The sequence below is a fragment of the Pseudomonas sp. GM48 genome (assembly GCF_000282335.1).
Taxonomy (GTDB): domain Bacteria; phylum Pseudomonadota; class Gammaproteobacteria; order Pseudomonadales; family Pseudomonadaceae; genus Aquipseudomonas.
On sequence record NZ_AKJM01000115.1, the window covers coordinates 102,639 to 127,835 of the forward strand.

A 25,197-nucleotide genomic window follows, 5' to 3' on the forward strand; every position below is an offset into this window, starting at 1 on the left:
GGATCTATGCAACACCAAAGATCAAATGTGGGAGCGGGCTTGCTCGCGAATGGTTTCAACACTCAATCAGAGACTGATTGGTGTCGCCTCGAACCGCACCCGCGGATGGGCAATCCGGTCCTGAGCCCGAACCAGCTCCAACTCGTAGCTGGCACACGCCTGGGTTTCCAGCAGCACTTCATGCACCGCCGACGCCGTGAACTCGAAGGCGGCCACCAGGCTGTCGCCCAACAGCACCCGCGCCAGGAACAGCCCGGACGTCAGATCGCCCACGCCCACCGGCTGACGCGGAAACGCCAGCAACGGGCGCTGCAAATGCCAACTGCCTTCGGCCGTCACCAACAGCATCTCGAAGACCTCTGCCGATTTACCGGGATAGTCCAGATGCTTGACCAGCACCGCTTTCGGGCCGCGTGTCAGCAATGCACGCGCCATGGCCAGGCAATCGAACAGCGATAGCGGCTTGCGCCCGGAGAAACTGTCCAGTTCCAGCTGGTTCGGGCACATGAAGTCCGCCACGGCAGCGGCCTCTTCCAGCAGAAAATCACTGACTTCCGCCGGAACACTGCAGCCCTTCTCCGGATGCCCCATGACCGGGTCACACAGGTACAGCGCCTTGGGATTCATCGACTTGATCCGCGCCACCCCCGTCAGGATCGCCCGGCCCTGGGCCGCACTGCCGAGGTAACCGGAGAGCACCGCATCGCAGTTGCCCAACTCGCCAATCGCCGCGATGCCTTCGACCAGGTCAGGTATCTGATGCGGCGCCAGCACTTCACCGGCCCACTGACCGTACTGGGTGTGATTGGAGAACTGCACGGTGTTGAGCGGCCAGACATTCACCCCGACCCGTTGCATCGGGAAAACCGCGGCACTGTTGCCGGCGTGACCGAATACCACGTGGGACTGGATAGCGAGCAAATGCGGAGTACGTTTCATGCGGTGGATTTCCGTAAAACGATTGAAATTCTAGCCGCGCAGTATGCGACTAAACGCAGCCTGTACGACAGACCAGCGACACAGTTAAGCTGACACTATCTTGTTGGAGCACCCTGTTGATGCTGACCCTTGGAAATATATTCGTGCTGATGCTTTTCGCCACTGCCGGCGCATGGCTATGGCACAACCACGGCTTGCGCGAGCGTGCACTGGAGCGGGTCAAACAGCATTGCAGCAAACTAGGGATCGAATTGCTCGACGGCAACGTGGCCTTGAAAAGAATCGCGTTCATCAGGGATGCCAGTGGTCGGCGACGCCTGGCCCGTGTGTATAACTTCGAGTTCACCGTAACCGGCGAAACCCGCCACAACGGCACCATCACCCAGTTCGGCGCTCACAGCGCACAGATTGAACTGGCGCCCTACCCGGCCCCATTCGACGAAACCGAATCGGTGGTCGATGTGGTGAAGCCTCGCGCAGAGGTGATCGAGCTGAGCCAGTGGCGTCAGGAACACACCAAGTGGCGGCCTTGAACCACATTAACCCGATTCGGATCGGCACGCTGCCAGCTCACCCTGCAACAGTTCTGCATTTTGCGGCTCACTGAAAATCAGCTCGATACGTGAGTCCTGCCGCCATTCACTGGGTTGCCAGTCCAGTACCGAGTTATCCACAGCGTTCGCCGCGACCCACCCTTCGACACTGTGGATAACCAGCTTCGCCCGCCTCCAGCCAAGGCACTCAAGCCACTGGCTAACCAGACCGGCATCAAACACCTGGCCTGGATGCCAACGCCAACCAATGCTCCAGCCACCGTCCTGTTCTTGACTCAGGCAAATGGGCAACGCGGGATCGCTCCAGACGGCCGGCAACTGCGCCAATCCCTTGGGCACGACGAAGTTATCCACACCTGCCAGCGCTTTGGTATTCAGCCCCGGTAACTCGCTCAAGGGTAAAACCGCCTGTTGCGTCCAACACAGGGGGGTCGACGGCAATAGCGCGGCAATTTGCTGGCGGCGGTCTTCGTCGAGACCTTCAGATTTGTTCAGCAGTAACAATCCCGCATGGCTCAACGCTTGCTGTTGCGCATCCGGCAACGGTTTGCCAGCGGCGAGCGACTGGGCGTCCAGCACCAGCACACAAGGCTGAACAGCCAACACGCCTTGCCACGGCGCTTCGCTCAATTGCCTGAGCAACTGCGCCGGATGCCCCAGCCCCGAGGGTTCGATGAACAGCCGATCCGGTTGCGCCTTGCGCAACAAACGCCCAAGACCAATCTGAAACGGGGCCCCATTGACGCAACACAAGCAGCCCCCGGCCACTTCGCCCAGTGCGATACCATCGGCGTCCCGGGTCAGTAGCGCAGCGTCGAGACCGATCTGGCCGAACTCGTTGATCAATACCGCCCAGCGCTCGCCGGCCGGGCGCTGCGCCAGCAGGTGCTTGATCAGGCTGGTCTTGCCGGCGCCCAACGGGCCGGCAATGACATGAGTGGGGATATTCTGCAGCATGGTCAATGGTTTCTGAGGAGGTGATGGATGCGGTTGATTGGCTTGTCGTTGCTCCTGGCACTCGTTTCAGGCGAGGCGCTGGCCCAGGCGTGTGTGGTTCACAGCCAGGCCGAGCGGCTTGACGTCCAGGTTTGCCAGCAGAATCGCAGCATCCCGCCAAAGCTCTTCGCCGATGGTTTCTGCCAGCCGAACCTGGCGGGGCAGAAAGTCGAAGTGAAGTATGTCGACCAATGCCCCGGCGGCGCATTTGGCATCTGCAGCAACGCCCAAGTCGCCAATATGCCCTACCGGCAAGATATTCACTATTACGGCGTTGCCACCGACGCGGCGTATTTACAACCGTACTGCGAGGCCCAGAGCCAGGGCACCTGGCTCAAGCCTTGAAGCTTGCGCAGCGGGTCAGGCAGCCTCTTCGTACCAAGGGCCGAAGGGATCAGCCAGCAAACGCCAGCCTTCTACACCGAGCGCCATTTCCTCATCGGTCAGCAGGCAGGCGTCCAGCTCGGCCGCTAGCTGCGTGAAATCGATGTTCTGGCCGATAAACACCAATTCCTGGCGACAGTCCCCGCTGTCGGCAGTCCAGTTTTTCATGATCCCGGCGGTACTTTCCGCATCCTGCGGCCACTGGTTTTTCGGTACGAAACGCCACCAGCGCCCGGCAAAACCATAGTGCATCATACCTCCGGCCTGGGACCAGCTGCCGGCGTCCATGTGCTTGCTTGCCAGCCAGAAAAAGCCCTTGGAGCGCAGCAGTTTGCCGTTGTCCCAAGAGCCGTCGATGAAGTTGAAGAAGCGCTGCGGATGAAACGGTCGGCGTGCCCGGTAGGCGCTGGAAGCAATGCCGTACTCTTCGGTTTCCGGTACGTGTTCGCCACGCATTTCCTGCAACCATCCCGGTGCCTGGGCTGCCTTTTCGAAGTCAAAACGACCGGTGTCGAGAATTTTATTCAAAGGGATTTCGCCCATCGCCATCGGAATGATTTCTGCCCGGGCGTTGAGCCGTTCAAGGATGGCGATCAGTTCCTCGCGTTCGTGGCTGCTGATCAAATCGATCTTGCTGAGCAAAATCACATCGGCGAACTCCACCTGTTCAATCAACAGATCGGTAATCGAACGCTCGTCTTCTTCCCCAAGCGTTTCTCCTCGGGAAGCCAGACTTTCGGCAGCCTGGTAATCGAGCAGGAAATTCATGCCATCGACCACCGTGACCATGGTGTCGAGACGTGCGATGTCGCTGAGGCTCTGGCCGTTTTCATCACGGAAGGTGAAGGTCTCCGCCACTGGCAGCGGTTCGGAAATACCGGTGGATTCGATCAGCAGATAGTCGAAGCGGCCATCCCTGGCGAGTTGACTCACTTCCTCCAGCAAATCTTCTCGTAACGTACAGCAAATACACCCGTTGCTCATTTCCACCAACCGCTCTTCAGCCCGATTCAGGCTGACATCGCGCTGGACTTCGGTGCCATCTACGTTGATTTCGCTCATATCGTTGACGATGACCGCAACCCGCAAGCCATCGCGATTACGTAGTATGTAATTAAGAAGTGTACTTTTTCCGGCACCAAGAAAGCCGGAGAGAACGGTCACGGGGAGTCGATTGGACATCTGCATATTCCTCACAGGGATGCCCGGTCGCTGTGTCGGGCTTATTTTAATGTTATAGTATAACAACACAAATAAACCATCCCCTCTTGCCCAACCGGGCAAAGGACACGATGCTAAATGCATCCCTTCCGTGAGAATCCCCATGCGCAACGCCCTGAAACCTGCGTTGATAATGCTTTCCCTGCTGGCTGCTACCGACGCGCTCGCACAGGCCCCGAGCCTGGCCAGGTGCACCCGAAGCGCGAACCTGCTGGCCTGCGTGGATGCGGATGGCAACGCCTACAGCGTCAACACCGCCGGAAGCACAATCTATCTGCGGGGTTTCGAAATGGCCGGAAAACGCTATTGGGTGCAGACCAACAGCCGCTACGGTCAGCTTACGTTTTTCACCGGTATCGCATCCGATGGCGAGGCTTGGGTTGGCTACAACCAGCGCGTCGGCTGGACAACGATCAATCGGTTTTCCAGCTCCGGCGGCAGCAGCGCCAAATTCACCTGCAGCCGGATCGCCGGCTGTTAGGCCTGCCTGTTTTTCTTCGAGTTTGCGTAGCCGACGCACCAAGGCGGCGCTGGCCAGAATCAAGTTGAGCAAGTGGCGTCGTGCATGATGAAAGCCTGTTCATGAAAAAGGCATCGTTGATTTTATTGTTATACTATAACATGCCAAATCAACTCCCACGATGGACCTGCTCATGAATGCGCTGACTCTGCCGGATATCGCCGCGCAGGCCTCACGCCAAGCCCTGCCACTGGAGTGGGTGGGCATGTGCGGCATTGCTCTTCCTGTTTTGTTTGACGGCCAACGACTGAATGCAAAGGCCGATGCTGGCGTGAGTCTCGACGATGGCAACGCGCGCGGCATTCACATGTCACGGCTCTATCTGGCGCTTGAATTACTGGAGCAGGAAAGCCTTTCACCTGCTCTATTGCGCAGGGTTTTGCAGCGTTTTCTTGAGAGCCATGAAGGGCTTTCCAGCAGTGCTCACTTAACCATTCATGCCGATTTGTTGCTGAAAAGGCCGGCGCTGATCAGCCCATTGGTAGGCTGGAAAAGTTATCCGGTGAGCATCGAAGCGCGTTTGAAAAACGCGATGTTCCACGTGGAACTAAAAATCGACGTGCCTTATTCCTCAACATGTCCATGTTCCGCGGCCCTTTCTCGACAGTTGATTCAGCAACAGTTCGCCGATGATTTCGCCAACAAGTCACTGCAACACGCCGACGTTTTAGCGTGGCTTGGCTCCACGAGCGGCATCGTCGCCACACCTCACAGCCAACGCAGCAGCGCAAAGTTGCGCGTACGTCTGGCTGATTTTTTGGATGAGTTGCCTCTGATTGCGGTCATCAACGACGCCGAAGCCGCACTCGGCACAGCCGTTCAAACAGCGGTAAAACGCGCCGACGAACAAGCCTTCGCCCTGGCCAATGGTCAGAACCTGATGTTCTGCGAAGACGCCGCACGCCGTTTGAACCTGGCCCTGAAACGCTCCACCGGCATCAATGCCTTCCACATTCGTGTCATCCATGCCGAAAGCCTGCACGCTCATGACGCCGTGGCCGAAAGCCGTTTCAACTGGGAGATCGCATGATCGGTTGCCACGCATTGCGCTGGGGTGCACCAGGTCAGCCTCTCACGCCAGCGCTGGACCTCGAACTGCCGACGGGCAGCCTGACCGCCATCATCGGCGCGAACGGTTGCGGTAAAAGCAGCCTGCTGAAGGTCATCGCCGGCTTGCAAAAACCGCTGGCCGGAAAAGTGCGACTGAGTGTTCCACTGAAGGGCGGCGTGTCGTTCCTGCCCCAGCAACAACACCTCGACAGGCAATTCCCGATCAGCCTCCAGGCATTGGTCGCCGCCGGTTTTTGGGGCAACAAACAGTCGCCGGAAATCCGCAGTCAACGACTGAAAACCGTCCTCGAAAACTGGTGCCTGAACGGCCTGGAAGATCGGCCCCTGATGGCGCTCTCCGGCGGTGAATTGCAACGCGCCCTGCTCGCCCGATTGAGCCTGACCGAAGCACCCTTGCTGTTACTCGACGAACCCCACGCGGCCCTTGATGAACTCGGCCAGGCATTGCTCTGGAAGCACCTACACGATTGGCACCTCGAAGGCCGGACGCTGATGGTCGTGTGTCATGACCTCGCCGCTGTCCGCGAGCACATCCCACAAACATTGCTGATCAAAAGCAGCGGTTGTGTACTCGGTCAGAGCACCGAACTGATCCGCCAACAACCACAAGCGCAGGTGGCCTGATGATCGCTACCGCGCATCTTTGGCAACCGTTCCACGAATTCGTCTTCATGCGTCGGGCGCTGCTCGGTGGTTTGGTGTTGGCGTGCAGCACAGCGCCCCTGGGGGTATTTCTGATCCTGAGGCGCATGAGTCTGATCGGCGATGCTGTCGCTCACGGCATTCTTCCCGGTGCGGCTTTAGGCTTCTGGTTTGCCGGATTGAGCCTCCCGGCATTGACCATTGGCGGCCTCGGCGCCGGCCTGAGTATGGCGGGCCTCGCTGCCTGGATTACGCGACGCACCGGCCTGCGGGAGGATGCCAGCCTCGCGGCGATTTACCCGATTTCCCTGGCGTGTGGCGTACTGATTCTTGGCATCGCCGGCAAACGCCTGGACCTGTTGCACCTGCTGTTTGGCTCGGCGCTGGCGGTCGACGGCCCCACCTTGACCGGCATGCTCTGGGTGTCAGGCCTGAGTCTGATTGCCATGGCACTGATCTACAAACCACTGTTGCTCGACACCCTCGACCCGCTTTTTTTGCAAACCGTCAGCCGACTCGGCCCGTTGGCCCACGGCGTGTTCCTGACGCTGGTGGTATTGAATCTGGTTATCGGTTTCCAGGCGATCGGTGCATTGATGGTGGTCGGCTTGATGATGTTGCCCGCCGCCGCGGCGCGTTTCTGGAGTCGCCGCTTGCCGGTACTGATCGTTGTCGCGGCCTTGCTCGGCAGCCTCTCGGTGTGGCTCGGTCTGTTGATCTCGTTCCACTACTCACTGCCCAGTGGCCCGGCAATCGTGCTGGTGGCGGGCGCCTGGTATCTGTTGTCCGTGGTGTTCGGGCCGGTGCACGGCTTGCTGCGCCGCCCACCTTTGCTCACATCCCAATGAGGTGTTACCCGATGCGCGCTTTACTCGTGCTGTTCAGCTTGATGGTGTCGATGTCGCTGTCTGCCGCCGAAAAACTTCAGGTGGTCACCAGCTTCAGCATACTCGCCGACATGACCCGACAGGTCGGCAAGGATCATATCCAGATCACCAACATGGTCGGCCCGGACGCGGATGCCCACACGTACGAGCCGACACCGGACGACGCCAAAGCACTGCTCAAAGCCAAACTCATCATCAAGAATGGCTTGGGTTTCGAGCCCTGGCTGGATCGCCTGGTGACCAGCACCGAAACCAAGGCGCCGGTCATCAGCGCGAGCCACGGAGTCATACCGCGTAGCCTGGATGAAGACGGCGAAACCATTCCCGACCCGCATGCCTGGCATAACCTGGCGAACGCCGAGCTGTACATCGCGAACATCACCAAGGCGCTGATCGCTGCTGATCCGGCAAACACAGCCGACTATGAGCGCAACAGCCAGGTGTACCTGAAACAGGTCTACGCCTTGCTCGCCGAAGCCAAGGCCAAACTTGGCTCACTGCCACCGGGCAATCGCAAGATCGTGACGTCCCATGATGCCTTCGGTTATCTCGGCCAAGCCTACGGTATCGACTTCATGGCGCCTCAAGGACTGTCCACCGAGCGCGAACCTTCAGCCGCCGAGGTGGCCGCACTGATCACCCAGATTCGTCAGGCCAAGGTCAAAGCCGTGTTCATGGAAAACATCAAGGACGCCCGCCTGCTCAAGCAGATCGCGGATGAAAGCGGCGCGCAGATCGGGGGCACGTTGTATTCCGATGCCCTTGCGGCGAGCGGTCCGGCCAGCACCTTCACCGGGTTGTTCGAGTACAACCTCAACACCCTGTACAACGCGTTGAGCAAGCCATGATCTGCAAGAACCCCACGCCGACCTATTCGCCATTCCCGATCGCGGTTATCTTCGAGAAGGCTATTGGGCAGATCTGGCGCTGATCAAGCCCGAGCCTGGCGGCGTTGCCGTTTCCACGCAACCAATCCGCTCGCAATGCGGCCGCCCCAGCGCTCGCCGGAGCTTTCGGCACAGCATCAGCACCGTGATCGTGTCGGGGCAATTTTCCTGGCACGACAAACGTCGTAATGACAGCTGCCAGGGTTTGCGCCTACGGTTTATGCAATAACGCTCGTAAGAAGCACGTGAGTACGCCGACCATGATCCAGATCACCCTGCCCGATGGTTCATTGCGTGAATACGACCAACCGCTCTCCGTGCACGAGTTAGCTGCCAGCATCAGCTCCGAACTGGCCAGCGCGGCCGTAGCGGGTCGAGTCAATGGTGTACTGGTGGACTGCGAATACATGATCGAGGCGGATGCCCGGGTCAGCATTGTCACCCCCCGGGAGCCAGACGGCCTGGAGATCCTGCGCCGCTCCTGTGCATTGATGCTGGCCATGGCGATCAAGCAACTTCACCCACATGCGCAAATGCACGCGGGAAAGGAGTTGGGTGATGGCTTCTTTTACGAGTTTGCAGTCGAGCAACCGCTGACCCCGGCAGACCTGCCCCTTATCGAAGCGCGCATGCAGTCACTGGCAGCAACCAATCACTCGATCCGTCGTCGGCCACCACGCGAAGCGGTGTCACTGTACCGTCTGGGAGACACCGAGTACCCGAGCCTTGGGCCGCATGTCCCCACCACTAAAGTCCTGCAGGCGTTTACCCTCGATCACATCAGCGGCACGTTGCAACAACGGATCTACGGCACCTGCTGGTCGAACCATCAGGAGCTACAACACTGGCGCGTTCCACCCCACGTGGTCGTCGTGAGCATGGATGACCGCCAGGCGACTTATGCACAAGCGGTGACCGAATCCTTGCGCCAAAGGGGCGTGCGCGCCAGGGCCGACCTGCGAAGCGAAAAGGTCCACTACAAGATTCGCCAGCACAGCCGAACCGTGCCGTATCTGGTAGTGGTGGGCGAAAAAGAACAGGCGGGCGGATTTGTCAGTGTGCGCAGTCGCACCGGGGAGGATTTCGGCCGGATGGCTGTCGAGGCGGCGTGTGAGTGGTTGAGTCGGCCGGGGATCTAGGGACGCTGGATGGACGCCTTCGCGAGCAAGCCCGCTCCCACATTGATTTCGTGAACACCACAGATCAAATGTGGGAGCGGGCTTGCTCGCGAAGCTTTTAAGCTCTTGGCTTCACAGTGCCGCAATCCTGCCCCAACCAGACAGCACGGGATTCGAGGCTGCCCTTCTGCTGAATGCCGGTAGCGTTGAACGTCCCGTTGACCTTGGTGGTGAATTCGCGATCACTAAGGAATGTCGCCACGCCCGCCCCCTGGGCTTTAGGGCAGCTGAAGCGGAATTTCCACTGATTGCCGGAGCGATCGGTGATTTCCTGCTTGCAGCCCGACTGCGGATCGGTCAGTGGAATGTTATCGGTCTTGACCTGTTCCGGGGTCAGGCACGCCCGGATCCCTTTGCCGCCCATGGTGATGCCCTGTTTTTCCAGCTGTGCACGCTGCTCAGGGGTCATCTGGCTCTGGAGCTGACCGAGGATCAATTGCAGGTCCGGCATATTCTGCTCATCGACCTTCATGTTGCTCGTGGTCAGCTCCCACAATCCTGGTTGCAGCATTTGCGCGTGAGCCGCCACAGGAAGTGCCAAACCCAGTGCCATGGCCAAACCCAGCAGACGAACGTTCATCGAGTAACTCCTGATCAGTTGTGGCCGTTAGACGTCCGCCGCAGGCTTCAGTTCATGGGCCAATTAATTAGCGACATTCTGCACGGAACATGGTCTGTTAAGCACTGAATCTTCAGGAGCAAGGCAGCCCCCCATGGATTATTTCGGACCGCATATTTTCGGTTATACCATCGCCCTGCTGCACTCGCTGGGCATGATCGCGGCCATACATGCCGTGTTGACCGTTCGTACCGCCCAAGGTGCGATTGCCTGGGCCCTGTCGTTGTTTTTCATCCCCTACTTCACGCTGATCCCGTACCTGGTGTTCGGCCGCAGCACGTTCGATGGCTACATCAAGGCCCGGCGGCAGGCCAACGAGGAAATGCGCAAGGCCATCTCCGAACTCAACTGGCGACCCTGGGTGGAAGAAGCACTCACCGCCCGCGCTTCCTCGGCATATGCCTCACTCAGAGCGCTGCCGAAACTGGGACACATGCCATGCCTGGCCAATAACGAGATGCGATTGTTGATCAACGGCCAGCAGACATTCGACGCCATTTTCGATGCCATCAGCCAGGCGAAAGAAGCCGTGCTGATCCAGTTTTTTATCGTTCACGACGACCGCCTCGGCCAACGCCTGCAAACCCTGTTGTTAAAGAAAGCCGCCGAAGGCGTGGCGATTTACCTGTTATATGACCGAATCGGCAGCCACTCCCTACCCCACGGCTATGTGCAGGTCTTGCGTGATGGCGGGGTCGAGGTCAAAGCCTTCGCTACCCGCAGTGGCTGGCTCAATCGCTTTCAGGTGAACTTCCGCAACCACCGCAAGATCGTGGTGGTAGACGGCATTCTGGGCTTTGTCGGCGGCCACAACGTCGGTGACGAATACATGGGCGAGAAGCCGCCCCTGGCACCATGGCGCGATACCCACGTACAAGTGCGCGGGCCAGTGGTGGCGTGTATGCAGGAGTCTTTCGCTGAAGACTGGTTCTGGGCGGCTCGTGCACTGCCGCCACTGATCCTGCCCGAGGTTTATCCGGAAGACGGCGTGCTGTGCCAGTTGCTCGCCAGCGGTCCGGCAGATTCCTACGAAACCTGTTCACTGTTCTTTGTCGAAGCCATCCATGCGGCGACGGAACGGGTATGGATTACCAGCCCGTATTTCATCCCCGACGAAGCCGTGTCCGCGGCTTTGCGCCTGGCGGTACTGCGCGGTGTGGATGTGCGGCTGCTGTTGCCGTCACGACCTGACCACCGCATCGTCTACGCCGCCTCCAGTCTCTATGCCTTCGAAGCGGTGCGCGCCGGAGTGCGGGTGTTCCGTTACGAGCCCGGATTCCTGCATCAGAAAGTGGTGTTGGTCGACAGCGAAATCAGCGCCATTGGCAGCGCCAACTTGGACAACCGTTCGTTCCGGCTGAATTTCGAAGTGATGCTACTGACCGTCGACCGCGCGTTTGCCGCCGAGGTGGAGCTGATGCTCAACGATGACTTCGCCAACGCCCACGAAATCGCCAAAGAAGAAGGCCGGGAGACCCACCGCCTGCAGCAGGTCGGCATGCGGGTCGCCCGGCTGATTTCACCGATTCTCTAGAGGTAGATGTCGTCACGGGTCCACGGCAGTTCATGACTGCCATCGGCGTGAGCCTTCACCGCAAGAATCTGGTGCAGGTTGATCCAGCCCCGGGCGAACGCATAAGCGCAACCGGCCAGATACAGCCGCCAGATCCGCAGCACATGCTCAGGCACCAGTCTGGACGCCGCTTCGAGGTTATCCTCCAGGCGTTCGCTCCAGTGATCCAAGGTGCGCGCATAGTGCAGGCGCAAACTTTCGACATCGACGATTTCCAGCCCGGCCTCACTGATCTCGGCGGAGATCATCGACAGGTGCGGCAGCTCGCCGTTGGGGAACACATATTTCCCGATGAAATCACCGGCACCGCGCCCCACCGGACGGCCATCGGTGTATTTGGCGGTGATCCCGTGGTTCATCACCAGGCCGCCCTCTTTCACCGCACCGAACAGAGTCTTGCAGTACTCCGCCAGATTGGCGTGGCCAACGTGTTCGAACATGCCGACGCTGACAACCTTGTCGAAGCGGCCATCCTGCGGCAAATCGCGATAGTCGAGCAGTTGCAGTTCGACCAGGTCGTCCAGGCCCTCCGCTTTTACGCGCTCCCGGGCCAGAGCCAACTGCTCCTTGCTAAGGGTGATACCGAACACTTTCGCGCCAAACTCTCGCGCAGCAAAACGCGCCAATCCGCCCCACCCACAACCCACATCCAGCAGGTATTCGCCGGGCTGCAGGCGCAGCTTGCGGCACAGATGACGGAACTTGGCTTGCTGGGCTTGTTCGAGGGTTTCGCTGCCGGTCTCGAAGTAAGCGCAGGAATACGCCATGTCACTGTCGAGCCACAGCTGATAGAACGCGTTGGAAAGGTCGTAGTGGTAGGAAATCGCCTTGGCGTCCGTCTCTTTGTCGTGGACGCTACGAACCGGCTGATTGTCGTCGCCTTCATCCAGCAATGCCTGGCTCCATTCATCGCAGACGCGGATCACATCGCTGATGGAGCCTTCGAGTTCCAGTTTGCCTTCGACAAATGCAGCGCCAAGCGCATCCAGGCTTGGATGGGTAAACTGGGTGACCATTTGTGGGTCCTTGACCACAATCGTGACGCTGGGCGTTGGCCCCAGATTGAATTCATGGCCATCCCAGAGTCTCAGGCGAAGCGGCAATTGCAGATTCTGTAAGGCCGGTGGAAGTTGCGCGAGCATGGAGATTCCCCTTGTTTCAGACGTCTGAACAGAGGGTAGACCATCTTTGAAAAATAGCTGGCTATCGAATTAATAGCCTTTTTCAATGTTTCGCGACGCCTGAACCTGCCGCCGCGAATACACAAAATGATGTGCCCTCATCTCCAATGACTACAAAGTACGCGCACAGTTCTAAAAAGTTAAAGCCTCGTGATTACCCGGTTTAGAGCATTCGCTTTCAGGCTTCATCCTTGAGTTTGAGCAACGGCTCCTGGAACCGCAGCAAACGACCGGCATTACCCAACACCAACAAAGTGCTTAGGTTATGCAGCAATGCCGCAATCATCGCCCCGGCAGCGCCGAGCCAGCCGAACGCGGCGAAGGCCACAATGGCCAGGGTCCAGCCCAGCCCGATGATCACATTGACCTGCAACGTCTGGCGGCACTGACGACTCAGGCGCACGCAGGTGCCGAGGCGGCGCAGGTCACTGCCGATCAACACGATGTCTGCCGATGCCAGGGCGATGTCTGCGCCGCCGGCACCCATGGCGACACCCACCACGCCAGCTTTGAGGGCCAGGGAGTCGTTGATGCCATCGCCGACCACCATTGGCCGGAAGCCGCTGTCGATTTCCTTGAGCACGCGGTTCAGTTTGTCTTCGGGCAGGGCTTGCGCTTCAACGTCACTGATCCCGACATCCCGGGCGAGTGTCTGTGCGACGCTATGGCGGTCCCCCGTGAGCAACAACTGACGACCCAGACCCAGTTCACGCAACTCACCCAAGGCAAACTGCGCCTCGGGTTTGACGCTGTCGGCCAGCAACAGCCAGGCAAGAAACTCGCCGTTGAGCGCTAGCCCTGCAATCGGACCGTCGTGATCGGGAACCGCCGTTGTGCTGATGCCCAGTTGCGCAAACAACTCCGGCCGGCCGAGCGCAGCTTCGCCCTGCCCGGTCATCGCCACCACGCCCAGGCCCTGGCGTTCATGAATATCAGAAAGCAGCAGGAAATGTTCCTGGGTCACCAACCCCGCGAGCGCACGGCTGACCGGGTGACTGCTGGCCGAGCCGAGGCTGGCGGCGAGCTTCAGGACATGGCTGCGATCCTCCAGCGGACTGTCGATGGATTGCAGGCGCAAGGTGCCGAAAGTCAGCGTCCCGGTCTTGTCGACCACCAGCGAAGTCAGGTCCGCCAACTCTTCAAGGAACGCAGAGCTGCGGATCAAAATCCCGTGCCGCGCCGCCACGGCCACCCCGGCAATCGCCGTGGCCGGTGCCGACAGCACCAGCGCACAAGGACAGGCCGCCACCAACACTGCGAGCATCGCTTGGGCATTGTTGGTGATGAACCAGGTCACGGCGGCCAGCAGCAATACCAACACCATGTAGCTGCCGGCGTAACGCTCCAGCAGACGGGTGATTGGCGGCTTCGAGCGCTCGGCGTTTTGCATCAGGGCGATGACTTTGCCCAGGGTCGATTCATGGCCGGTGCGGGTCACTTCGATTCGCAGCAGACCGTCGAGGTTGATCGCGCCACCGAACACCGACATGCCGACTCCCGCCTCCATCGGCACCGATTCGCCGGTAATGGAGGCGGTGTCCAGACTGGCCTGGCCGGCTAACACCCGGCCATCCGCCGGCACCCGATCCCCGGCGCGCACCTCGACCAGATCGCCGGCCTTGAGCGTGCCGTTATCGACTTCGATGATGGAGCCGTCCGCCTGCACCTTGCGCGCGTGGCTGCGGGTCAGTTTGCCGAGGGCGTGAATCGCTTCCTGGGAACCGATCACGCTGCGCTCCTCCAGCACGTGACCGAAGATCATGATGATCGGCAACAGGGCTGCCGTCAGCAGATCCCCGGTGGCCCAGGCACCCAGCATGGCCAGGGCAATCAATTGATCGGTGATGCCGTGCAGGCTTGGATAACGCAGGCTGTACCAGGCCGAGCGCATGACCGGCACGGCGACCAGCAATGAGGCAAAACCCAGCAACAGCTGACTGACGCCACTCTGCTGCGGCGCCAGCCAACGCCAGATCAAACCCAGCGCGAGAAGGCCCAATGCGAGCATGGCCAGGGTCAACTGGCGAGCGGCGCGGCGCTGTTCAGTCGACGACAACAGGCTCGGTGCGGCAGCGGTTTGAGCGGTCATTGTGCAGCTCCCTGAATGATCAGGCGGGAATCGTCTTTGGGATCGACCGTCGTGACCGATCCGGCCTGGCCGAGAATTTTCGGCATCCGCTCGCGGTAGATGCGCAGCAACATTTGCGGGTCAGTACCTTGCTGCTGAGCCTTGGCCAGGCTCAACACCGTGGCCGTATCAGCAGACGCTTTGGCCAGTCGTTCACTCGCCTGGGCATGAGCCACCTGCAGTGTGCGGTCGGCTTGCTCGTTGGCGGTCTGCGTCAGCTTCTCGGCTTCGGTGCGCGCATTGGCGACGGCTTTATCGGCTTGCTGGCTGGCCGTCAGCACCGCGTTGAAGGCGTTGACCGCAGGACTGGGCAGACTCGATTGCACATCGACCCGCGCCACTTCGATCCCCAAACCCTGCCCTGTCGCAGTGAGCTCAGCCAAGCGCTGGTTAATGCCCTGCACCAGATCACCCCGCAAGCGCTCGCGCCTTTCCGCCGCCTGGCTATCGGCACCAATCAACTCCGGGCGAGCGACCAGAATGGTGTCCAGATCCCGTGCGGCCGTGAGCGCCACGGCACTGCGGGTCACCAGCCGATCCAGTGCCGGCAACACATGTTCGCCCTGAAGCACGAACGCATAGGGCTCAGTGACTTTGTAGAAAACCCGCACATCGAGTTGCACCACCCCGGCATCCCCCGTTAACAGATAGCCGGAGCCCGCCAGGGCATCGCTGATCGGTGCGGCAAAACTGGCCACGCGATCCGCCTGTATCGCGGCACCACTGCGCAACAGGCCTTCCACTCGACGCTCGATCACCCGATCCGCCGCCGGCAACAAAATCACCTGCTCGAACGGTTGCGGCCAGGCCAGTAATAACCCTGCATTCTGAATGCGATCCAACGCGCCGAAATGCAAAACGACTGCGCGATTTTGTGGATCAATTTGCCGCACATTGGAAAACGCCCACGCCAACGCCGCCAACACCGTCACCGCGTAGAGGGCAATAAACGCCAAACGCCCGGCCTGAATCCAGGGACTGCTCAACTCATTTGTTCCACGTGGAACTAAACTCATGGCTGCGATCCGGACTTGTTTTCGAGGCTCGGCGGACCGTCAACCAACACCCGGAACGGTGCAGCATCGGTGCGCAGAATCAGTTTGGTCCCCGGCGTCACTACCGTGCCCAAGGTGTCGAGCGAGCGCAGCAAGTTGTAGAGCTGCGGCGATCCCGCGTAGGCACGACCATAAATCTGCGCCGCTTCGACCCGCGATTGCGCTTCGATATCCGCCGCTTTCACGGTGGCATCGGCCTGCACAATTCGCGCATCACGCTCGGCGGCGGAACGAATTTGTGCAGCTTCACGCTTGCCGATGGCCGTGCGTTCAGTGGCGATGGTTTCACGCTCGGCACGCATCCGGTCGACGGTCGCGGTGAGCGTCACCGATGGCAGCGTCAATCGTTCGATACCGACCTGTACCACACGCACGCCATAAATGGTGAGTAGCTGCTGATCGATTTGCTTACGCAGTTGGGCCTCGAAATCGGCGATGCGCACTTGGCTGGCATCGGTATTCACCAAATTCGCCAGATCAAAACTGCTGGCGGTGGTCTCCAGTGCGGAGCCGACAAAGGTGCGAATCTGCCGCGCTGCTTCATCGGGCTGGTTCTGCACTGCACGCATGAAGCGTTGCACATTGTCCGGATCGCCCTGTACCTGCCACGCCACGTAGGCCTGAACGATGATGCGCAATCCGTCCCGCGTGCCCACGTCCTGCAAACCGCTGGAGGTGGTGCGCAGCCGCAGATCCACCGGGATCGCCGCCTCGAACGGCGCCGGCCAGCGCCAGCTCAGCCCCGGCTCCAGCAAGACTCGTGAAGGGTTGCCGAAGCGTGTGATCACCGTGGCCTCACCCGAACGCACCTGCACCAGGCTCGCGGCAGCGACAGCAAATGCGACCAACAAAGCAGCCCAACCCATACGGCGCCATGGAAACGGTCCGGCCTCCTGAGGATCGCCATGATGGTGATGATGATGGCCGTGGTGGTGATGCCCGCCATGGCCGTGATCGTGGCCGCTGTGGTCATCGTGATCGTGCGTATGGGACTGGCTCAATTGGCAGCTCCTGGCTGAGCGGTTTTACGCGACGGCGCAGGGTCAACCGGCAGCGTGAAAGTACGGAGGTCGATGGTCGGCGCGTTGCTGCTGCCACCCAGACGATGATCGAGAACCAGCAATTTGGCGTTGGCCAAACCCTGGGACAACTGACTGAAATACTGCTCCAACACGAAGGCTTGGCCAGCGCTGGCATAGGCTTTTCGCTCGGCATTGAATTTCAGGTCAGCTGCCTGGGCGCCAGCATTGATTTCACGGGCGCTGGCTGTCGCTTGATCGCGGGCGATACTGGCCTGCAACTGCGCCTGGTTAGTGGACTCGGCAGCGGCGCCGCGTTCACGGGCGATTAAGGCTTGCGCAGCAATCTGCGCCGCTTGCACACCGTGATAGGCGTTGGCTGCACCGGCCGGAGGGTGAATCGCCTCGACCACCGTGGCGAGAATTTCCACGCCGCTGTCGAGTTTTTGCAAGTCAGCCTGGACGGCGCGACCGATTTCTTCAGCCAGCCCTACCCTGTCCTCGCCCAGCAAACCGTCGAGGGTGCGTGAGGCGAAGTCGTGAACCAGAATTCGGCTGGCGGTGCTGCGAATCAACATCGGCACATCCGCACTGTTATAGGTCGCGGCCAACGCCGCCTCATCGCTCAGACCGATGCGATAGACGAAGCGCACATCCATGTTGACGATCTGAAAGCTCTGCTTGTCAGCTCGACTGCTGGCGATCACCTGGGATTTGTCGTTCACATGGCTGGCGTCCCACAAGCGATTGGCAATCGCCGGGGCCGGGCCTTCAGCGGGGTTGGCCTGAACGGGGGCCGAGGTTTCGCCAACACTGGTGGCCAACTCGTGAACCACGCCATTCTCGACGCTCAACACACGGCCCAATGGCCACGGCAACCCCATATGCAAACCTGGGCCAAACACCTCCACCGGCTTGCCGAATCGTTCGTAGATGCCACGCCCTTGCAGCGCAATTTCGTGAATGCCGGTCAGTGACCAGCCAACGAGCGAAACCACCGCCAACACCGGCAGGAACGCCCGACGCATGTAGGTGAAGGCCCAGATCTGCCGCAAATCGATGCCGAAGCGGTTATGCAATTCGTGCTGCAGCGCCAGCAATGGCTGTGGTGGCCAGCGCAGCATGTCGGCGACAAAACTGCGCGCCAGCAGCTCCGGTTCCAGTCGTTCGCGGCGCGGGCTGAACAATGACAACACCGCGCGCAGCAACAGTTCTGCTGCCACCAACCCCGGCAGCAGTCCGATCAATACCGCCAGGCGTACGGGCCATATCGACGTTTCATCGGCAAACAACAGACAAAAGGCACCGAGTACCAGGCTGATGATCGCCACACGCGTCAATTGCGCCAACGCGGCAGCTTCAGGCCATTGCGCGGGGTTTTCCTGGGCCAGATGGCGCTCCATCACCAACAGGCCGAACGCCAACAGCAAGGAGCACGCCGCCCCGACAGTGGCTGCCAGGCCCAACGCTGCCGGGGGCAACGTGAGGTTCCAGGCCTGCTCGACGCCCACTAGCGCCAACACGGCCCAACCGCCCAGCCACAGCGTCGGCGCGCCTATTTGCCTGAGCAGGTGCTGCGATTGCCGGCTGATCCGGTCCAGCAAGCGTTCATACCACCCCAAAGGCGCGACAGATTCGTCGACAACGCCCTCCGCCACCACGGGATTCATTGCGCGGGCACGCCACTGGGCCACCCACCCGGCCGATTGCGCACCCGCCATCAACACCACAGACGCCGCGCTCAGGTTCAGCAGCAACGCTGGCCACAGTGTTTGCGAAGAAAACAGCCAGGCAAAAGATGCCAGCAGCACACCTACCGTCGCGAGTATGCCCGCACCGATGGCGAACTGGCGCAGCCGCCGCCCTTGTATGACCGCCTGCTGAAAGCGCGGCAACCCGACTAACGGCGCTTCATCAACATCGAGATCGACTTGCATACCACCCCAGAGTGTCTTCGCTAACATGGCAATTCGTTACGATATAACGAAAATGGTGAAATTTCCGTATTCAAGCGCGCCATCTAAAGATGCCCAACCTGTCGCGTACCTGAAGCCTTGACCGAAATGCTGCAGAACGCACATATTACGTTCGTAATTTTATCCAGGAACTACTTTTACCCATCCCTTCCCCTTTCGATCCAGGAGTACATCCATGAGCACTTATGACGTCGTGATACTCGGCGGTGGACCCGGCGGTTACAACGCGGCGATCCGCGCCGGACAACTGGGTCTGAAAGCAGCCTGCGTGGAAGGACGCGCCACACTCGGCGGCACCTGCCTGAACGTCGGCTGCATGCCATCCAAGGCGTTGCTGCATGCCTCCGAACTTTACGACGCAGCCATGGGCGCGGAATTCGCCAACCTGGGGATCGAAGTCAAACCCAGTCTCAACCTCACCCAGATGATGAAGCAAAAGGATGAAAGCGTTACCGGGCTGACCAAGGGCATCGAGTTTCTTTTCCGCAAAAACAAAGTCGACTGGATCAGAGGCTGGGGTCACATCGACGGACCGGGCAAAGTCACGGTGACCGATAGCGCCGGTGGCAAGACTGAACTGAGCGCCAGGGACATCATCATCGCCACCGGCTCCGAACCCACGCCCCTGCCCGGCGTGGACATCGATAACAAACGCATCCTCGACTCCACCGGTGCCCTGGCGCTGAGCGAGGTGCCCAAGCATCTGGTGGTGATCGGCGCTGGCGTGATCGGCCTGGAGCTGGGTTCGGTATGGCGGCGCCTGGGGGCGCAGGTGACGGTGGTCGAGTTCCTTGACCGGATCTGCCCTGGCGTGGATATCGAAGCCGGCAAAACCCTGCAACGTTCCCTGAGCAAGCAAGGCTTGAGTTTCAGGTTGAGTTCGAAAGTGACCAGCGCCACCAGCTCCGCCAATGGCGTTCAGCTCAGCATCGAGCCTGCCGCTGGCGGTGCTGCCGAGTTGCTGGAAGCCGATTACGTGCTGGTGGCCATCGGACGCCGACCTTATACACAGGGCCTGGGCCTGGAAAACGTCGGCCTCACCACGGATAAACGCGGCATGCTCGCCAACAAGGGGCATCGCACCGAAGCCGCCGGGGTCTGGGTGATAGGTGACGTGACCTCGGGTCCCATGCTCGCGCACAAGGCCGAGGACGAAGCCATGGCCTGCGTCGAGCAGATCGTCGGCAAGGCTGGCGAGGTCAACTACGACCTGATCCCTAGCGTGGTCTACACCAAACCGGAACTGGCCAGCGTCGGCAAGACCGAAGAACAGCTCAAGGCTGAAGGCCGGGCGTACAAGGTCGGCAAGTTTCCCTTCACCGCCAACAGCCGGGCGAAGATCAACCACGAAACCGAAGGTTTCGCCAAAGTACTGGCCGATGAGCGCACGGACGAGGTCCTCGGCGTGCATCTGGTGGGCCCGAGCGTCAGTGAAATGATTGGCGAATACTGCGTGGCCATGGAGTTCAGCGCCTCGGCCGAAGACATCGCCCTGACCTGCCACCCACATCCGACCCGCTCCGAGGCGTTGCGTCAGGCGGCGATGAATGTGGAGGGGATGGCGACGCAGATGTAGGGCTTGAAGAGTTGCAGTGACTGATCTATCGCCTTCGCGAGCAAGCCCGCTCCCACATTTGATTTGTGTGCGCCACAAAACCAATGTGGGAGCGGGCTTGCTCGCGAAGGCAGACGACTCGGTCTAAAGCGGCAAATGCTCCAGCGGCAACGCCCCCGGCGCCTTCACGGTGTGAATCGCAAAGTTGCTGCGGATGTCGCTCACACCCGGCAGCTTCAACAAACGCCCGGTGAGAAACCGGTCATAGGCACGCAAATCCGGCACCACCACCTGCAGCAGAAAGTCCGACTCCCCTGACACCAGAAACGCCGAAATCACCTCGGGCAATGCCGTCACCGCCAGGCGAAAGGCTTCGGCTTGTTCGTCGTTGTGACGCTCGACCTTGACCCCGACAAACACCGTCAGCCCCAACCCCACTTCGTCGCGATCCAGATTGGCCTGGTAGCCGCGAATAACCCCCGCCTCTTCAAGCATCCGGACCCGGCGCAAACAAGGCGATGCCGACAGGCCGATCTCGTCTGCCAGTTGCACATTGCTCAGGCGACCGTCCCGTTGCAGTGCCGCGAGAATCTTGCGGTCGTAGGCGTCAAGTTTCATGGTTTGGCAGATCCCGATGGTTAAAGCGAAATAAAGTGGCAGATTATGCCAATACAGACCCCGATAGAAGCTGACAACGCAAGCACCTGCCCCGCCCTTCAGCCCTAGACTGGCACTACCAAATCGACAACGAATGGGAGTGCAACATGCAAGGGCTCTGGCTGTTTTTCATGGCATTGGCAGTGGTCTATCTCTTGCCCGGGCCTGACATGATCCTGCTGTTGCAGACCGGTGCCCGCCAGGGCAAAGGCGCCGCGCTGGCCACGGCAGTGGGCCTGGGCATCGCCCGCGGTTGTCATGTGGCATTGGCGGCGCTGGGCCTGGCGGCACTGTTCAAGGCTGCGCCCTGGACCTTCGACGTGGTGCGCCTGGCAGGCGCCGCGTATCTGCTGTGGATCGGTATTCAGTGCCTGCGAACCACGATGCTGCCGAGCTTGACCAGCACCGACACAACCGGCGAAAAACCGCGCTGGGGCGCAGCCATCCGGCGCGGACTGCTGACCAACCTGCTCAACCCCAAGGCACTGTTGTTCTGCTCGGTGCTGCTGCCGCAATTCATCAATCCACAGGCCGGGCCAGTGCTCGGGCAATTTGTGACCTTGGGCGTGGTGCTGGTCGGCGTCGGTTTGCTGTTCGACAGCGCTTACGCCTTGGTCGGCGCGGCACTCGGCCGGTGGCTGCAACGCAGCCCCTCTGCCCAGCGCTTGCAGCAATGGTTGTTCGGTAGCCTGTTGATCGGTTTCGCCGTACGGCTGACCTTCGTGCAACAGGCTTGAACCTTACTGCGCCTTGCGGCGGCGATTGAACAACAACAGCGCGGCTGCCGCGACCGCCAGTACGCCACCGACCTGTAACAGTGTCTTGTACGGCCGCAAGGCCGAACGCGCAGCGTCGGTGACTTGAGTCACGTAGCGTTTGTCGGCGTTCTCGAAGTCGGGATACGGGCATTGGTGGCCGAAATCGGCGGCCCATTCCACGTAAGGCCCTTCTTTGACATAGCGCTGATAAATCGCACGTTGCTCCTCAAGGCTGCTGTTCCACCCCGACGCTTCGCACAGCACCGCTGCAAACGCCTGGCTGGTGTGAGGCAAGTTATCCGCGGCCTTGCTCGCCAACGCCGTGGCCACGAAGCGATAGTGGTAACGCTGATCAGGTTGGGCAGCGCTGGTCTGCTGGCGCTTCACTTCATCCTCGGCCACCAATGGACCGACTTTGAGTTCGGCGTTTTCGAGAACGAAGTTACCGCCGAACGTGGCGTAATCCGGCGCCGTTTCATAGCCCAGAATGTCCATGCCCCACTCGCGCGCCGTCCAGGCCGCATTGAACAGCGCAGCGGCGCGACGGGTCGGCCACCAGGCAGAATCAGCCGCCAGACGTTGCTCGCCATACAACCTGGCCTTGTGCCGCAAGCCGTCATTATCGAAGTACGCCGGCGCTTGCTCGTAATGACCTTCGCGCAACAAACGCCGGCCCAGCAGATTGCGCAGGCTCGCCGCCACCGGCAGGGGCACGTAATTGTCGCGTTCCTGTTGGCTGAGCGGCGGCGGAGCGGGCACTTGTGTGTCGACGTAATGCTTGAGTTCTTCGAGGGTCAATACGCGCTCGGCGACGGTGGCGGCGTCGAACCAGTAAATGCCTTTGCTGCGATACAACTGATCGAAGGCCTGCAGGTAGTCCCCGCGTTGCAGGGCCAGGATCGCACTTTCACCCTCGACCCGGCATTTGGGCTGAAGTGTTTCGTAATCGAAGTCCGGGGTCCGTCGCTCGCCCCAGGATTCATTCTGCGGGAAGGCCTGGGCCGCTTTGGCATAGGCTGCGGCGGCCGCACTCTTATCGCCGTCACGCACCGCCAGTTTTGCCCGCAACCACCAGGCCAACCCGCCATCGCCGGCATGTTCGAGGAAAGCCTTGGCGCTGGCGTAATCGCCCTGTTGATAATTCATCGCCGCCAGGCGGTCGGCGTTTTCGAGACTGCCGCGAGTGCTGTTTTGCAACAGCTTGATCATTTTCTGTTCGTTGGCGGGTTGATCACCGAACGACCAACCCAACCGGCTGATCAGCGATGCAGTCACCAACTGCTGCACGGGCTGGCCCTTTAGCAACTCGGCCACTTGATCCTCCGGCAGCGCCATCAAGTCTGCCATCAACAGCTTCAGCGATTCGTAGCCCACCGCGGAGCCGTGCAGATTTTGCGTGGCGTACAGCTCGATGGCACGGTTCCAGTCGCCGGCGATGCGCGCCACCCGGGCTTCTTCACCGAGGCTGGCGACACCCAGTTCCAGCGGATCGCTGAAGCCGTCGATGCTCAGTTGCCGGGTTTGCTCAAAGGCCTTTGCGGATTGTTTGAGCAGATCTGGAGCCGCATCGGCTTCGGTGCTCATGGCGAACAACGCGCGCCCCAGCGAGTATGCCGCCCAGGTGCTGCGCGAGGCCCGTTGCTCGGCGGGCAAGGCCAGCACTTTCTTGAAATACCCGGCGGCCAAGGCAGGATCACCCGCACCAAATGCCACGGCGCCCGCCAGGTACAACCTGAGCTCCGATGGCAGTTGCGCTCCTTCGGTTTCAACCTGATGGACATCCGTCAGGCTGCGCAGGTGTTTCACCAACACTTGTTGCTCAGCAGACAGTCCTGCCTGCTCGGCCTGATCCCGTTGCGCTACAAGGTCAGGTTCATCGCTGTAGTTGGCGCCAGCAGTGACGTTCTTCAAGCCGTTGATGGCGTGGCCGAGGCGGCTGATTTCAAAGCTGAAGTTGCCTTCGGGCAGTTCCGCCAGCGACTGGCCACGGTTATCCAGCAGGCGCATGGGGAAGTCCGGGCCGCAGGCCAGCGCCGAGCCCAGCGGCAGGCTGAGGCTCAGGCAAAGCAAATGACGCGGCCAGTTACGGGTGAACATTCGAACCTCCTTGATCAATGTGTGCGCAGCGAGCCCAACCGATGGCACGCTGTCCGCCGGCCGGAATTCGGCCATCGCGCAGGCGGGTGAAGGTAAGCAGATCCGGACGCTGTTGCAACGCGTAACCGGCCAAGGCATCGGCCCCTTCACAGTCGCTGACTGCGAGTGTCAGGCGTTCGGGCCAGGCGCTGTCGAGGTTGCCCTGGTTGCTGAGGCCGATGTCATAGAGGCCATTTTCGGCCGAGAGTTGCAGCGTCAACTGACTGTCGAGGACATCGGCACGCGCCACGGCGCGCAAGGTGGTCAGGCTCCAGGCCCGGCGGTCGTTGGCCAATGGCAGGCGAAACCAGATCAGGCCCGCCAGATGTTTCGGTGGATCGGCACGCAGTTCGGTGCCGAGGGTGCGCAGTGACTGCGGATCGGCGAGTAATTCCCGACGCAGGCCTTCGCGCTCCAGCGTCACTTCGCTTTCCACAACCGGTGCGCCGTCTACCGACGACAGCAGTGCCACGCCATAGGCCGGCAGCGCCAGATAGAACGGTCTCGTCGTGATACGGCTCCAGGCCTTCGCCCATTGCCGGGCCTGATCGGCATCAAACAAACCGCGACGCGGATCGCTCACCGCGTGCACCTGCAGCACGCTGCTGTCGACTGTGGATAACAGCGCCGGCAGTTCGCGACTGTCGAGCCAGGACGGCAGCGCGGTGATGCTCAGCGGCAGCGAAGCCGGCAACGCTACGCGCAATTGCGCCAGAAACTGGCGATACGCCGGTAGCCGGGCGTTACCGGCGTCGTGGTCGATTTCCACGCCAACAAGGTTCAAGCCTTGTTCCTGCCAATCGCTGATTACCTGGCGGATCTGCGCTGTGACTTCCTCCTGATCGAGTGCCTTTAGCTGCCCATCCAGGCGAACCACCGCAATCACCGGCCGGCCATCGCGCCTGAGCAATACCGGATCAATTCGGGCACGGCTCCAGCCGGCATTGGGGAAGGCCTGCAAGGCCAGCACCCGCAACGTCGAAAAATCGGCGCGGCTGTCCCTGAGGGCGGCGTCGTGGGCCTGCGTCCACTGCCGCTGCCAGATGTAGAGTTGCTGATCCAGCGGCGGTGCGTCGTGCCTTTCGCATCCGGCGGTCAGCACCAACGCCAGCAGCAAGGCGATCGAGCGAGTGAAAAAAACCATTGAAACGCCTGTTCCTGAAATGCAGAAAGGGCCTCTGCGGCTAATGCCAATCCTGTAGCAGCTGGCGTAGCCTGCGTCCGGCTGCGCAGCAGTCGTAAAATCAGAGTTCGCGGTACG

23 protein-coding genes and 1 pseudogene are annotated in these 25,197 nt (G+C 60.5%); 12 read left to right on the forward strand and 12 right to left on the reverse strand.

Going from position 1 to position 25,197, the window contains the following annotated elements:
- Positions 1–66 precede the first annotated feature (66 nt).
- Positions 67–939 carry a pyridoxal kinase PdxY gene (gene pdxY, locus PMI28_RS08095; protein ID WP_007989650.1) on the reverse strand — a complete coding sequence of 291 codons (873 nt, stop codon included), beginning with the start codon at positions 937–939 and terminating at the stop codon, positions 67–69.
- A gap of 119 nt (positions 940–1,058) precedes the next feature.
- Here pdxY and PMI28_RS08090 point away from each other — a divergent pair, with 119 nt between their 5' ends.
- Entirely contained in the window at positions 1,059–1,472 is a 414-nt protein-coding gene (locus PMI28_RS08090; RefSeq protein ID WP_007989653.1) for a DUF3301 domain-containing protein, read from the forward strand.
- Between the two features lie 6 nt (positions 1,473–1,478).
- Here PMI28_RS08090 and PMI28_RS08085 read toward each other — a convergent pair whose 3' ends face one another.
- A complete protein-coding gene (locus PMI28_RS08085) occupies positions 1,479–2,450 on the reverse strand; it encodes a CobW family GTP-binding protein (protein ID WP_007989655.1) in 972 nt (323 codons plus the stop codon).
- A 27-nt stretch (positions 2,451–2,477) separates the two neighbouring features.
- On the opposite strand from PMI28_RS08085, the gene PMI28_RS08080 reads away from it, so the two are divergent.
- Positions 2,478–2,834, forward strand: a complete 357-nt coding sequence (locus PMI28_RS08080; protein ID WP_007989657.1) for a hypothetical protein — start codon at positions 2,478–2,480, stop codon at positions 2,832–2,834.
- Between the two features lie 15 nt (positions 2,835–2,849).
- Here PMI28_RS08080 and zigA read toward each other — a convergent pair whose 3' ends face one another.
- Positions 2,850–4,055, reverse strand: coding sequence for a zinc metallochaperone GTPase ZigA (gene zigA / locus PMI28_RS08075; RefSeq protein WP_007989659.1), 1,206 nt, complete (start codon positions 4,053–4,055; stop codon positions 2,850–2,852).
- 142 nt (positions 4,056–4,197) lie between these two features.
- Here zigA and PMI28_RS08070 point away from each other — a divergent pair, with 142 nt between their 5' ends.
- From PMI28_RS08070 to PMI28_RS08045, 7 genes and pseudogenes are all read left to right on the forward strand, one after another.
- Positions 4,198–4,575, forward strand: coding sequence for a hypothetical protein (locus PMI28_RS08070; RefSeq protein WP_007989661.1), 378 nt, complete (start codon positions 4,198–4,200; stop codon positions 4,573–4,575).
- 172 nt (positions 4,576–4,747) lie between these two features.
- Complete coding sequence (gene folE2, locus PMI28_RS08065) at positions 4,748–5,644, forward strand: GTP cyclohydrolase FolE2 (RefSeq protein WP_007989663.1); 897 nt, start codon at positions 4,748–4,750, stop codon at positions 5,642–5,644.
- Positions 5,641–6,309, forward strand: a complete 669-nt coding sequence (locus PMI28_RS08060; RefSeq protein ID WP_007989666.1) for a metal ABC transporter ATP-binding protein — start codon at positions 5,641–5,643, stop codon at positions 6,307–6,309. Before folE2 ends, PMI28_RS08060 begins: the two co-directional genes overlap by 4 nt.
- Positions 6,309–7,175 (forward strand): metal ABC transporter permease, encoded by an 867-nt coding sequence (locus tag PMI28_RS08055; protein WP_007989668.1) that lies wholly within the window; start codon positions 6,309–6,311, stop codon positions 7,173–7,175. The genes PMI28_RS08060 and PMI28_RS08055 overlap by 1 nt, the downstream gene beginning before the upstream one ends.
- A gap of 11 nt (positions 7,176–7,186) precedes the next feature.
- Positions 7,187–8,062, forward strand: coding sequence for a metal ABC transporter substrate-binding protein (locus tag PMI28_RS08050; RefSeq protein ID WP_007989670.1), 876 nt, complete (start codon positions 7,187–7,189; stop codon positions 8,060–8,062).
- 16 nt (positions 8,063–8,078) lie between these two features.
- Positions 8,079–8,330: pseudogene (locus PMI28_RS31195) on the forward strand (dihydroorotase); the annotation flags it as partial.
- A gap of 31 nt (positions 8,331–8,361) precedes the next feature.
- Positions 8,362–9,240: a His/Gly/Thr/Pro-type tRNA ligase C-terminal domain-containing protein gene (locus PMI28_RS08045; protein ID WP_007989671.1), complete on the forward strand. Its 879-nt coding sequence runs from the start codon at positions 8,362–8,364 to the stop codon at positions 9,238–9,240.
- 97 nt (positions 9,241–9,337) lie between these two features.
- On the opposite strand, the gene PMI28_RS08040 is transcribed toward PMI28_RS08045, so the two are convergent.
- A complete protein-coding gene (locus PMI28_RS08040; protein WP_007989673.1) occupies positions 9,338–9,859 on the reverse strand; it encodes a DUF3617 domain-containing protein in 522 nt (173 codons plus the stop codon).
- A 133-nt stretch (positions 9,860–9,992) separates the two neighbouring features.
- On the opposite strand from PMI28_RS08040, the gene cls reads away from it, so the two are divergent.
- The gene (gene cls, locus PMI28_RS08035; RefSeq protein ID WP_007989675.1) at positions 9,993–11,432 is read left to right on the forward strand and encodes a cardiolipin synthase; all 1,440 of its coding nucleotides are present in this window, start codon (positions 9,993–9,995) and stop codon (positions 11,430–11,432) included.
- On the opposite strand, the gene cfaB is transcribed toward cls, so the two are convergent.
- The 5 genes from cfaB to hflK (PMI28_RS08010) form a co-directional block, all read right to left on the reverse strand.
- Entirely contained in the window at positions 11,429–12,613 is a 1,185-nt protein-coding gene (gene cfaB, locus PMI28_RS08030) for a C17 cyclopropane fatty acid synthase CfaB (RefSeq protein ID WP_007989677.1), read from the reverse strand. The two genes, cls and cfaB, sit on opposite strands and share 4 nt — an antisense overlap.
- 217 nt (positions 12,614–12,830) lie before the next feature.
- Positions 12,831–14,741 (reverse strand): cation-translocating P-type ATPase, encoded by a 1,911-nt coding sequence (locus tag PMI28_RS08025; protein WP_007989679.1) that lies wholly within the window; start codon positions 14,739–14,741, stop codon positions 12,831–12,833.
- The gene (hflK, locus tag PMI28_RS08020; protein WP_007989680.1) at positions 14,738–15,796 is read right to left on the reverse strand and encodes a protease modulator HflK; all 1,059 of its coding nucleotides are present in this window, start codon (positions 15,794–15,796) and stop codon (positions 14,738–14,740) included. Before hflK (PMI28_RS08020) ends, PMI28_RS08025 begins: the two co-directional genes overlap by 4 nt.
- Positions 15,793–16,836 carry a protease modulator HflC gene (gene hflC / locus PMI28_RS08015; protein WP_033063513.1) on the reverse strand — a complete coding sequence of 348 codons (1,044 nt, stop codon included), beginning with the start codon at positions 16,834–16,836 and terminating at the stop codon, positions 15,793–15,795. The genes hflK (PMI28_RS08020) and hflC overlap by 4 nt, the downstream gene beginning before the upstream one ends.
- On the reverse strand, positions 16,833–18,791 hold the full coding sequence (hflK, locus tag PMI28_RS08010; RefSeq protein ID WP_033063514.1) for a protease modulator HflK: 1,959 nt from the start codon (positions 18,789–18,791) through the stop codon (positions 16,833–16,835). The genes hflC and hflK (PMI28_RS08010) overlap by 4 nt, the downstream gene beginning before the upstream one ends.
- Before the next feature lie 214 nt (positions 18,792–19,005).
- Between hflK (PMI28_RS08010) and lpdA the strand changes: the two genes are divergently transcribed.
- Positions 19,006–20,406, forward strand: a complete 1,401-nt coding sequence (gene lpdA, locus PMI28_RS08005; RefSeq protein ID WP_007989684.1) for a dihydrolipoyl dehydrogenase — start codon at positions 19,006–19,008, stop codon at positions 20,404–20,406.
- Between the two features lie 123 nt (positions 20,407–20,529).
- On the opposite strand, the gene PMI28_RS08000 is transcribed toward lpdA, so the two are convergent.
- Positions 20,530–21,003: an Lrp/AsnC family transcriptional regulator gene (locus PMI28_RS08000; protein ID WP_007969928.1), complete on the reverse strand. Its 474-nt coding sequence runs from the start codon at positions 21,001–21,003 to the stop codon at positions 20,530–20,532.
- A 146-nt stretch (positions 21,004–21,149) separates the two neighbouring features.
- Here PMI28_RS08000 and PMI28_RS07995 point away from each other — a divergent pair, with 146 nt between their 5' ends.
- Entirely contained in the window at positions 21,150–21,779 is a 630-nt protein-coding gene (locus PMI28_RS07995; protein WP_007989685.1) for a LysE family translocator, read from the forward strand.
- Positions 21,780–21,782: 3 nt separating this feature from the next.
- On the opposite strand, the gene PMI28_RS30800 is transcribed toward PMI28_RS07995, so the two are convergent.
- Positions 21,783–23,897 carry a hypothetical protein gene (locus tag PMI28_RS30800; protein WP_007989686.1) on the reverse strand — a complete coding sequence of 705 codons (2,115 nt, stop codon included), beginning with the start codon at positions 23,895–23,897 and terminating at the stop codon, positions 21,783–21,785.
- On the reverse strand, positions 23,884–25,080 hold the full coding sequence (locus tag PMI28_RS07985; RefSeq protein WP_007989687.1) for a DUF3142 domain-containing protein: 1,197 nt from the start codon (positions 25,078–25,080) through the stop codon (positions 23,884–23,886). Before PMI28_RS07985 ends, PMI28_RS30800 begins: the two co-directional genes overlap by 14 nt.
- Positions 25,081–25,197 lie beyond the last annotated feature (117 nt).